At 38.7% G+C, this 10,849-nt stretch carries 9 protein-coding genes; 8 read left to right on the plus strand and 1 reads right to left on the minus strand.

Going from position 1 to position 10,849, the window contains the following annotated elements; genetic code table 11:
* The first annotated feature begins 299 nt into the window (after window positions 1-299).
* The 8 genes from HMPREF9072_RS11080 to HMPREF9072_RS11115 all read left to right on the plus strand — a co-directional run bounded on the left by HMPREF9072_RS11080 (window position 300) and on the right by HMPREF9072_RS11115 (window position 8,505).
* Entirely contained in the window at window positions 300-2,756 is a 2,457-nt protein-coding gene (locus HMPREF9072_RS11080; RefSeq protein ID WP_198143957.1) for an ATP-binding protein, read from the plus strand.
* Window positions 2,757-2,805: 49 nt separating this feature from the next.
* The gene (locus HMPREF9072_RS11085) at window positions 2,806-3,675 is read left to right on the plus strand and encodes a nucleoside phosphorylase (protein ID WP_009411786.1); all 870 of its coding nucleotides are present in this window, start codon (window positions 2,806-2,808) and stop codon (window positions 3,673-3,675) included.
* 20 nt (window positions 3,676-3,695) lie between these two features.
* Complete coding sequence (locus tag HMPREF9072_RS11090) at window positions 3,696-4,061, plus strand: hypothetical protein (RefSeq protein ID WP_009411787.1); 366 nt, start codon at window positions 3,696-3,698, stop codon at window positions 4,059-4,061.
* A gap of 48 nt (window positions 4,062-4,109) precedes the next feature.
* Entirely contained in the window at window positions 4,110-5,111 is a 1,002-nt protein-coding gene (locus HMPREF9072_RS11095; RefSeq protein WP_009411788.1) for a PLP-dependent cysteine synthase family protein, read from the plus strand.
* A gap of 34 nt (window positions 5,112-5,145) precedes the next feature.
* Window positions 5,146-6,408 carry an aminotransferase class I/II-fold pyridoxal phosphate-dependent enzyme gene (locus HMPREF9072_RS11100; RefSeq protein WP_009411789.1) on the plus strand — a complete coding sequence of 421 codons (1,263 nt, stop codon included), beginning with the start codon at window positions 5,146-5,148 and terminating at the stop codon, window positions 6,406-6,408.
* 133 nt (window positions 6,409-6,541) lie between these two features.
* On the plus strand, window positions 6,542-7,240 hold the full coding sequence (locus tag HMPREF9072_RS11105; protein ID WP_009411790.1) for a polyprenol monophosphomannose synthase: 699 nt from the start codon (window positions 6,542-6,544) through the stop codon (window positions 7,238-7,240).
* Between the two features lie 15 nt (window positions 7,241-7,255).
* On the plus strand, window positions 7,256-7,621 hold the full coding sequence (locus HMPREF9072_RS11110; protein ID WP_009411791.1) for a diacylglycerol kinase family protein: 366 nt from the start codon (window positions 7,256-7,258) through the stop codon (window positions 7,619-7,621).
* Window positions 7,622-7,629: 8 nt separating this feature from the next.
* Window positions 7,630-8,505, plus strand: a complete 876-nt coding sequence (locus HMPREF9072_RS11115) for a DMT family transporter (protein WP_009411792.1) — start codon at window positions 7,630-7,632, stop codon at window positions 8,503-8,505.
* Between the two features lie 32 nt (window positions 8,506-8,537).
* Here HMPREF9072_RS11115 and metG read toward each other — a convergent pair whose 3' ends face one another.
* The gene (gene metG, locus HMPREF9072_RS11120; RefSeq protein ID WP_009411793.1) at window positions 8,538-10,604 is read right to left on the minus strand and encodes a methionine--tRNA ligase; all 2,067 of its coding nucleotides are present in this window, start codon (window positions 10,602-10,604) and stop codon (window positions 8,538-8,540) included.
* Window positions 10,605-10,849 lie beyond the last annotated feature (245 nt).

Genomic DNA, 10,849 nt, shown 5'->3' on the forward strand with positions numbered 1-10,849 from the left:
ATTGTTCGTCTTTTGTTCGTCTTTTCTCTATCTGACCGTGCAGCTCGCACCGTCTTTTATTCATTGTAGACCCACTGTAGAGCCACTGTAGAGCCACTGAAAAGCCTCTCATTGTTCAACTATCTTATAAGCTTTCTATAATCCTCTCCCAATTTCACCATTCACCATTAATCATTAACCATTTTTTTATCTTTTACTTCTTAAAAATATAGATTTTTCTTATTATAGTTGTACATTTAAAAAAAAGTCGTACTTTTGTCGGTTAATAAATGTCTTTTTTACGCACTAAAATACTCAAAATGAAGTCAAACAAAGTAACTCTTAAAGTTATTGTGAGCTATGTATTGCTCATCTGCGTGTCTATTGTAGCAGGATATGTAGTTTATAAAGAAATACAAAAACTCTCACACCAAGAAGAAATTAACCAGCAAGACAGAAATAAAATTATCCAAATTAGCAAGATACTCACCCTGATGAACGATACCGAAAGCGCAGGAAGGGTCGCTATACGTACCGATGATAGAGAAGCGCTTCAAGTTTTCTTAGAAAAGAATGTTACTTTACAGAATGAGGTACTAAAATTTCGTCGTGATATTACTTCCGAAAGACAGCTCTTAACCCTCGATACTATTACTTCTTTGCTAAATCTTAAAAGTGAAAACTTGCAGGAGTTAAAAGCTTTTCAAGAAAGCGACAGTACTTCTATCATTATTCGCAGTGCCATCAGTAAGCTCTCAAGTTTGGAACCTTATTTAGGTTATGAAGTATATAACAAAACCTATTCCCGACGTAAAAATAGAGAATATACCCCTGTTCCCGCTACTGATATTGCCTCTATTTTAAAGAAATATAAGAACATCAAGATTCCAAAAACGTTCAAAAATACCAAATTCGATAAGGTAGTAATGGAAACGCTTACCTTGCTCAATAAGGTAAATGAAGATACGCAAGAGTCTAAAAGCCAAATTAATGAACGAATGCAAAGCCTTTGGCAAAACGATGTGCGTTTATCTCAAAAACTTGACGACCTACTACATAATTTTGAAGAAGAGGTATTGGCTAATTCACAAAAGCTAAGTCAAGAGCGTCGAGCTATTTTTGAGAATAGTAAAAACCTATTGATGTTAGCTTTTTTGGTAGCTTTGGGCATTATTGCCATTTCTTCTATTGTGATTATCAATGATTTTGTTACCTCTCAACGTTATCGTCGTAAACTCGAAACCGCTAACCGGAAATCGTATAACCTACTGAAAAACCGTGAGCAACTCATTTCTATGGTAAGCCACGATTTGCGTACTCCATTGAGTTCTATTGTGGGATATTCCGAATTGCTTAGCAAACTGAAAATCTCCGATAAGGGTAAGAATTATCTTTCACATATCAAGTATTCATCAGAATATATATCTAAATTAGTAGATGAACTATTAGATTATACTCGTATCGAGGCAGGAAAAATATCTGTTGAAAAAGTTCCTTTCAATACCGCCGAAATTATTGATGAGGTAGCCAATAATGTGAAGTCAGCTTATAAAACTAAGGAAATAAACCTTACCTTCACTTTTTCCGAAACGGTAAATAATCTAAACTTTTCAAGTGATGCTTATCGTGTGAAGCAGATATTGTATAACCTCATTTCTAATGCCTTTAAGTTTACCGAACGTGGCAACGTACACATACAAGCCGATGCACGTCCGTTAAGCAACGATGTGTATGAAATAGGCATTGCCGTTACCGATACAGGTATTGGTATAAAGAAAGAACAGCAACAACACATCTTTGATGAGTTTACTCAAGCCAACGATGAGATTTCTAAGCGTTATGGAGGTTCTGGTTTAGGCTTGCATATCTCTCAAAAATTGGCGCATTTACTCAGAGGTAAGATATATTTAGAGAGTAACGAAGGCAAGGGCAGTACCTTTACCTTACGCTTCTTAGCCGAAAAAGTAGTAGAGCGTACCAAAGCACCTCAAATTATAACCTCAAACAAGCCCGCCAATAAGATTACAATTATAGTAATTGATGACGATTTCTCTATCCTTAGTCTCATTGAAGAACTGTTAAAGCAGAAAAATATTAACGCTATTACGTTTAACAATGGTAGAGATGCGTTTACTCAAATGACTAACCATAATTTCGACTTGGTAATTACCGATATACAATTGCCCGAAATGAATGGCTTCCACTTTGTAACGCTCTTCAATGAACAGTATAAGAACAACCCGCTTCCTGTATTAGCCATTACAGGCAGACGCGACGTGCCCGAAAGTTTTTATATGAAGAGTGGCTTCTCTGGTATCCTTCCTAAACCGTTTACTCCTGAGCAGTTTTATGAGAAACTAAAAGTCTTTTTCCCTAAGCTCGACACCAAAGTAGAACAAAAGACAATTATCTTAACCGATAATGCTTCCACAGGAGGATATACTCCTGAGGTATTGGAGAACTTTATGGGAGATGATATAGAAGGTATTGTTAATATTTATCAACATTTCTTAGCCGAAACAGATACTAACTTGGAAAGCTTAAAAATCTATGTTGATAATAAGGATTACAAAGGTATTAAGGCAATAGCTCATAAAATGACTAGTATGTTTGCACAGATAAATGCCAAGCGTGAATCCGAAATACTTATCTACTTAAATAAGGTAACTAATGAAAGCATTTCAGATTTACATTCTCAAATTCATAAGTTAGAACAGCTGTTTAACAATGAATGTAAACCAGCTATTGAAAGTTATTTAAAGAAAATAATACAATAAGTTAAATATAATAAGTAATAATATTTTAGAATTAAAAACCCACCATACTATGATTAAAGAATCTGAACTTATCTTGAATCCCGATGGTAGTATTTACCATATCAATTTGCGACCTGAACAAGTCGCCGATACTGTTATTTTAGTAGGTGACCCTAACCGTGTGCCTCGTGTGAGTGCTTATTTTGACAATATAGAATTTAGCAGCCAAAAACGCGAATTCTGCACCCATACAGGTACTTATAAAGGTAAACGCCTCACCGTGATTTCTACCGGTATAGGTCCTGATAATATCGACATTGTTATCAACGAACTCGATGCCCTTGCCAACATTGATTTGAACACCCGTAAGCCCAAAGAGCAGCTCACATCGCTCAATATAGTGCGTTTCGGTACCTCGGGCTCTCTACAAGCTGATATACCCGTAGATAGTTTTGTGCTATCTTCTCACGGATTGGGTATGGACAATATGTTCCATTCGTATAAAGATAGTCCTAAGGTACGTGAACTCGCTATGGAAGAGGCTTTTATTGTTCATACAGGTTGGAATCCTCTCAAAGGTCGCCCTTATATCATTGCTTGCGGACAAGAACTCAAAAAACGCCTCCTCACCGATAGAGTATTTGAAGGTATTACAGGTACTGCTCCAGGTTTTTACGGTCCTCAAGGACGCGTATTGCGCTTGCCAGTGCAAGACCCTGACCTCAACGACAAGCTCCATAGCTTCAATCACAATGGTCATCGTATGACGAACCTCGAAATGGAAACCTCTGCTATCTATGGGCTCTCTAAACTCTTAGGACACCAAGCTGTTTCACTCAATGCTATCATTGCCAACCGCCCTACAGGTACTTTCACTAAGGATACTAAAAAAGTAGTAGAAGACTTGATAGTATATGGTTTAGAACAATTGGCAAAATAGTCGCTATATAAAAAGTGAATATGACGCCCCTCACAGGTCAAGAACTCCACAATTTAGCGATGAACATTGTAGGTGAAGCCTTGCAAAAGGAACTACAATGGGAATTCCTATTGGTAAATAGTGAACTCAAACGCGACCCTCAGTTTGTATGCGTAGACAAGAACAACCAAAAGTACTTCATCATTGTGCGGGCTGTCCCTTATGGCGACGACCCTACCAAATATGATATCGTATTTATGGAAGTGGTGCGCAAACACGCCGAAAAACACAACGCTCGCACTTTCTATGCAGGTGTAGGGCTTAGCAATGTAACAGATGAAACCCTCCCTCTATATAAAGATGAACCTTATAAACTCAACTTTCAAGGGCTTATCGAAATTTGCTAATTGATAAATTATTCGTATTTTTGCCACTCAAAATAAACTAAGTAACTAATGAAAATAGATGAATCATTGAACGTACATAGTAGCTTACTACAACTCATTGGCAATACACCTCTATTGGAATTGCACAAAATTACCAAAGGTCTCAAAGGGCGTTATTTTGCTAAACTTGAGGCTTTTAATGCAGGTCATTCCGCTAAAGACAGAGTAGCCAAGTATATCGTTGAAGACGCCGAACGCAAAGGGCTTCTCAAACCGGGATATACTATTGTAGAAACCAGTTCGGGTAACACAGGCTACAGTTTAGCAATGATAAGTGCTCTAAGAGGCTACCGCTGTATCATTGCTATTAGCGATAAATCTTCTCACGACAAGGTAGAAATGCTCCAAGCCTTAGGAGCAGAGGTGCATTTGTGCCCTGCAAATGTTGCTCCCGATGACCCTCGTTCTTATTACGAGGTAGCCAAACGTATACACAGCGAAATCCCCGATTCAATTTACATCAATCAGTATTTCAATCCACTAAACCCAGAATCTCATTACCAGACAGGGCGTGAGATATGGGAACAAACACAAGGCGAGATTACTCACGTGGTGGTATGTAGTGGAACAGGCGGTACCATTTCAGGTATTGCTCACTACCTAAAAGAGCAAAACCCAAGAGTGCAAGTACTGGGGGTAGATGCCTATGGCTCAGCTATCAAAAAATATCACGAAACCCGAGTGTTTGACCCTGCTGAAGTATATCCATACAAAATAGAAGGAATAGGTAAAAACCTAATTCCTACTGCTACTGATTTTGATGTTATTGATGAGTTCATCAAAGTAACTGATAAAGATGCCGCGCTCACCGCTCGTGAATTGGCACGTACAGAAGGACTTTTTATGGGTTACACTAGTGGAGCTGCTATGCAAGCCGTAAAACAATATGCCGAGGCAGGTAAGTTTGATGAAAACAGCATTGTAGTTGCCCTTCTCGCCGATCACGGTTCGCGCTATATGAACAAAATCTATAGCGACGACTGGATGAAAAAACAAGGATTTATTGACTAACAATTATCAATTAACAAAATAAGATAAAGAACGAATGAAAGATTTATTTGAGCATATTTATGCAAATAAAGGAAGTATAGGGCGCTGGTCTGACCACGCCGAGGGGTATTATGTATTCCCTAAATTGGAAGGGGAATTAGGCCCTCATATGAAATTTCAAGGAAAAGAAATCCTCAACTGGAGTATCAACGACTATTTAGGGCTTGCCAATCACCCTGAAGTCCGCAAAGTAGATGCCGAAGCAGCTGCCGAGTATGGTGCAGCTTACCCTATGGGGGCTCGTATGATGAGCGGGCATACTACTATGCACGAAGAACTCGAAAAACGTTTAGCCAAATTTGTACACAAAGAAGCATCTTATTTGCTCAACTTCGGTTACCAAGGAATGGTGTCTATTATCGATGCTTTGGTTACCAAAAACGATGTGATTGTATACGATGTTGATGCACACGCTTGTATCATCGATGGGGTACGCTTGCACTTTGGTAAACGCTATACCTATCAACACAACGATATGGAGAGTTTTGAGAAAAACTTAGAGCGTGCGGCTAAATTAGCTGAAACTACAGGAGGCGGTATCTTGGTGATTTCAGAAGGTGTTTTCGGGATGCGTGGCGAACAAGGCAAACTTAAAGAAATCGTAGCCCTTAAAAAGAAATATCCTTTCCGTCTTTTGGTAGACGATGCGCACGGTTTTGGTACCTTAGGCCCTCGTGGAGAAGGAACAGGAGTTCACCAAGGTGTACAAGATGAAATTGATGTTTATTTTTCTACTTTTGCTAAATCAATGGCAGGTATTGGAGCTTTCGTTGCTGGAAATGCTAAAGTAGTGGACTACCTCAAATACAATCTCCGCTCTCAAATGTTTGCTAAATCACTTCCGATGATTTATGTAAAAGGCGCTTTGAAACGTTTGGAAATGATGGAAACAATGCCCGAACTACAACAAAAGTTATGGGATAACGTAAATCGTTTGCAAAACGGACTTAAAGAACGTGGTTTTAATATCGGTAATACCAATACTTGCGTAACGCCTGTATTCTTGCACGGTAGTATTCCTGAGGCAATGGCTATGGTAAACGATCTACGCGAGCACTACGGTATTTTTCTTTCTATTGTAGTTTATCCTGTGATTCCAAAAGGAATGATACTCTTGCGTATTATCCCTACCGCTTCACATAGTAAAGAAGATATCGACCGTACTTTGGAAGCATTCTCAGCGATTCGTGAGAAACTCGAAACAGGCGTATACCGCGCTATGAATGCTGAACTTACTAAAGAAATGGGAGATATGTAATTCAGCTAACAATAATGATAAACTGAATATTTTATATAAAAATACTTTGCCAAAGTGAGATAGCTTACTATGCTACGACCAACTTTGGCAAAGTTTTTGTGTATACCCACCTTGTTAAATTATTAATTGTCCATTGTTAATTGTCATTCCTACATATAATGAAATTGAAAATATAGAAGCTATCATAAAGGCTGTATTTGCCCAAAGTGATAAGTTTCACATTCTTATTGTAGACGACAATTCTCCTGATGGTACTGCCGATAAGGTACGCGAATTACAAAATATTTACCCTAACCGACTTTTTTTAGAGGTACGCACAGAGAAAAAAGGCTTAGGAACAGCTTATATTCACGGCTTTCAGTGGGCATTAGCACGCGATTATGAATATATTTTTGAGATGGATGCCGATTTCTCTCATAACCCCACTGACCTCTTACGACTTTATGAGGCTTGTCAGCAAGGTGCTGATGTTGCGATTGGGTCGCGTTATGTAAAAGGTGTGAATGTAGTGAATTGGCCTTTGCAACGCATCTTGTTGTCCTATGGGGCTTCTATCTATGTGAGGGTGATTACAGGAATGAAAATCAAAGACCCTACTGCTGGCTTTGTGTGTTACCACCGAAGGGTATTAGAGAGCATCGACCTGAATACTATCCGATTTGTGGGCTATGCCTTTCAAATAGAGATGAAGTATCGCGCTTACCTCAAGAAGTTTAAAATTACAGAAGTACCTATCATCTTTACCGATAGAATTAAAGGAAAATCAAAAATGAATAAAAGCATTATCCGTGAAGCTATCTTTGGCGTTATCGGAATGCGATTTAAAAAATAAATCAGATAAAGAATTATGGAATTTATAAGAAAAAGACTCAAAAGCTTACAATATGTATTTCAAGGTTTGTTTTATTTAATAAAGAATGAACCCCCAGTGATGGTACACATTGTCATCTCTTTAGTATGGGTGATTTTAGGCTTTTGTTTCGGCATTACTACCAATGAGTGGATTGTACAACTGTTGTGTATCGCTATAGTACTGTCAGTTGAAGGTCTCAATACAGCCGTTGAGAAACTCTGCGACTTCATTCACCCAGATCATCATAAAACTATTGGGATTATCAAAGATGTAGCTGCAGGGAGTGTAGGTTTTGCAGTGATACCAGTTACTATTGTGCTAGGTATTATCTACTATCCTTATGTAACGGAGCTTTTTTAATTTTTACTATGAAAGATATAGTAAAAGGGTATTTAGCAGCTTTTATTTCAGCGGTTACTTATGGTATGATTCCGCTGTTTATGATTCCTATCAAGCAGCAAGGTTTTTCAGTAGATGCAGCACTTTTCTATCGCTTTATTACAGCGAGTCTTTTTATTATGCTTTATCTTTTCTACCGAAAAGAAACACTGCGCATTACTTCTCGTGAAGTATTTGTCTTCCTCATTTTAGGATTGTTGTACGCCCTTTCAGCTGAGTTTCTCTTTCTTGCCTACGATTTGCTCTCTCCAGGCATTGCTTCTACTATATTTTTTATGTATCCACTAATAGTAGCACTTGTCTTGGGGCTTTTCTTCAAAGAACATATTACTCTTCCTACGATTTTAGCACTTTTTATTGTATTAATAGGTGTTTTCTTACTCAGTGTAAAAGATGTAACAAACTTTTCAATCAACTATGTAGGGGCAGGAGTATCATTACTTGGGGCAGTTTCGTATGCACTCTATATGCTCATTGTCAATAAGTCTAAAATATCGGCTTCAGGAATAAAAGTATCGTTTTATTCTACCTTATTTTCTTCAGTTTATTTTCTTGTAAAACTATGGGTTATAGGTACACCTCTTCCTATCCCCGAGGTAAAGATGAGTTTACTACTCACAAGTTTCGGTATAGTAACTACCTTATTTTCTATCATCACCCTTATTTATGCTATCAGAATGATAGGTTCTACTCCTACGGCTATTATTGGGGTAATGGAACCCATTGTAGCAGTAGCTATTAGTATTTGGATATTTCAACAAGAAAGTCTTACAACAAATCTTATTATAGGAGTGCTACTCATTATCATTGCAGTAATGATAGATATCTTAAAAAGAAAAAAGTAGAGTTACATTGTATCTCTACTTTTATAATATTCTTATTTTACTTCAGTACCATTAGTAATTCCATCGGTATTAGGATTGATGAAGGTGTATTTGCCTTCGGAATTTTCTACCATTAGTATCATTCCTTGGCTTTCTACACCGCGTAGTTTGCGTGGAGTAAGGTTTACCAATACGGTTACCTTTTTACCTATAATCTCTTCAGGAGCAAAACTTTGGGCTATACCGGAAACGATAGTACGTTTATCAAAACCTGTATCTACTTTTAAAACGAGAAGTTTATCTGCCTTAGGCATCTTTTCAGCTTCCAAGATAGTACCAATGCGAATATCCATCTTTGCAAAATCATCATAACTGATAAGTTCTTTTTGTGGAGCTACTTCAGTTTCAGCATTGGCTTGCGTTTCTTGCTTATTAGCTAATTTGGTATTCTCTAAACGCTGTAATTGCTTTTCGATAGCGGCATCTTCAATTTTTTCGAAAAGAAGTTCCGCAGTACCAATGCGATGTCCTGCTTTTAGCAATTCGGTGGCGTTTGTTTTTAGGTTCTCCCAAGTGATAGATCCCAATTGCAACATACGTTTGAGTTTCTCGGAAGTGAAAGGCAAGAAAGGTTCGCTGGCAACTGCCAAAGCTGTTGCAATTTGTAAAGCTATGTACATTACAGTCTTTACACGCTCTGGGTCAGTTTTGATGAGTTTCCAGGGTTCTTCATCAGCTAAATATTTATTGCCTAAGCGTGCCATATTCATCAACTCTTGTTGGGCTTCGCGAAAACGGTAACGTTCTAATGATTGTTCTATCTTATCGGTAAGTTCTGTGATTTGACGAAGAGTTTCAGTATCTACGTTATTATAAGTATCTGCTTGTGGCACAACTCCTTCATAATATTTCTGTGTTAGCACCACCACTCTATTGATGAAATTTCCCAAGATAGCCACAAGTTCGTTGTTGTTACGCGCTTGGAAGTCTTTCCAAGTAAAGTCGTTGTCTTTGGTTTCGGGAGCGTTGGCGGTAAGAACATAACGCAATACATCTTGCTGATTAGGAAAATCTTGCAAATACTCGTGTAACCACACAGCCCAGTTTTTGGAGGTAGAGAGTTTGTTGCCTTCTAAGTTTAGGAACTCATTTGCAGGCACATTTGCAGGCAGTATAAAGCTACCTTCAGCCTTGAGCATCGCTGGGAAGATAATGCAATGGAATACGATATTGTCTTTCCCAATGAAATGCACCAATTGGGTATCACTGTCTTGCCAATAAGGACGCCAGTCTTTGCCTTCGCGTTCAGCCCACTCTTTAGTAGAAGAGATATAACCGATAGGCGCATCGAACCACACGTAGAGTACTTTGCCTTCAGCGCCTTCTACGGGTACGGGAATTCCCCAATCGAGGTCGCGGGTTACAGCACGCGGTTTGAGTTCATCGTCGAGCCAACTTTTTACTTGCCCATGTACATTGGGTTTCCAATCGGATTTGTGACCTTCTAATATCCATTTTTCCAAAAACTCTTGGTAGCGATTGAGGGGCAAAAACCAGTGTTTGGTAGCTTTTAACGTAGGTTTGCTTCCTGTGATTGATGATTTAGGGTCGATGAGGTCGGTAGCGTTGAGTGAACTACCACAACGCTCGCATTGATCGCCGTAAGCCTCTGGGTTACCACATTTCGGGCAAGTACCAATCACAAAGCGGTCGGCAAGGAATTGGTGTGCCTCTTCGTCGTAGAGTTGTTCTGATATTTCTTCGATAAAATCACCTTGTTCATACAGTTTTTTGAAGAAATCGGAAGCTGTTTGGTGATGGATAGGGGCAGAAGTACGCGAATAGTTGTCGAATGAAATGCCAAAATCAGCAAACGATTGCTTGATAATCGCGTGGTATTTATCGATAATAGCCTGTGGGGTAGTACCTTCTTTTTTGGCTTTGATAGAGATGGCTACTCCGTGTTCATCGCTTCCGCAAATAAAGGCTACATCGTTGTTTTTTAAGCGTTGATAACGTGCAAAAATATCAGCTGGCACATATACTCCCGCCAAATGACCGATGTGAATAGGTCCATTGGTATAGGGTAGGGCTGCCGTAATGGTATAACGTTTAGACATTTTTTGAGTTTTGAATTATATATTTTTGGGTGGCAAAGATACGAATAAAAGTGAAAAGTGAAAAGTGAAAAGTGAAAAAGTATATTCTACGAGTGCGACCGACGCGGGCAGATGGGAAAAGACGAATATGGGGAAAAGACGAATAAAGAACGAACAAAAGACGGTGCGAGCCACACGGGCAGATGGGAAAAAGACGAACAAAAGACGAAGGAATGACGAACAAAAGACGAACAAAAGACGAACAA

This window comes from Capnocytophaga sp. oral taxon 324 str. F0483 (genome assembly GCF_000318315.2).
Classification (GTDB): domain Bacteria; phylum Bacteroidota; class Bacteroidia; order Flavobacteriales; family Flavobacteriaceae; genus Capnocytophaga; species Capnocytophaga ochracea.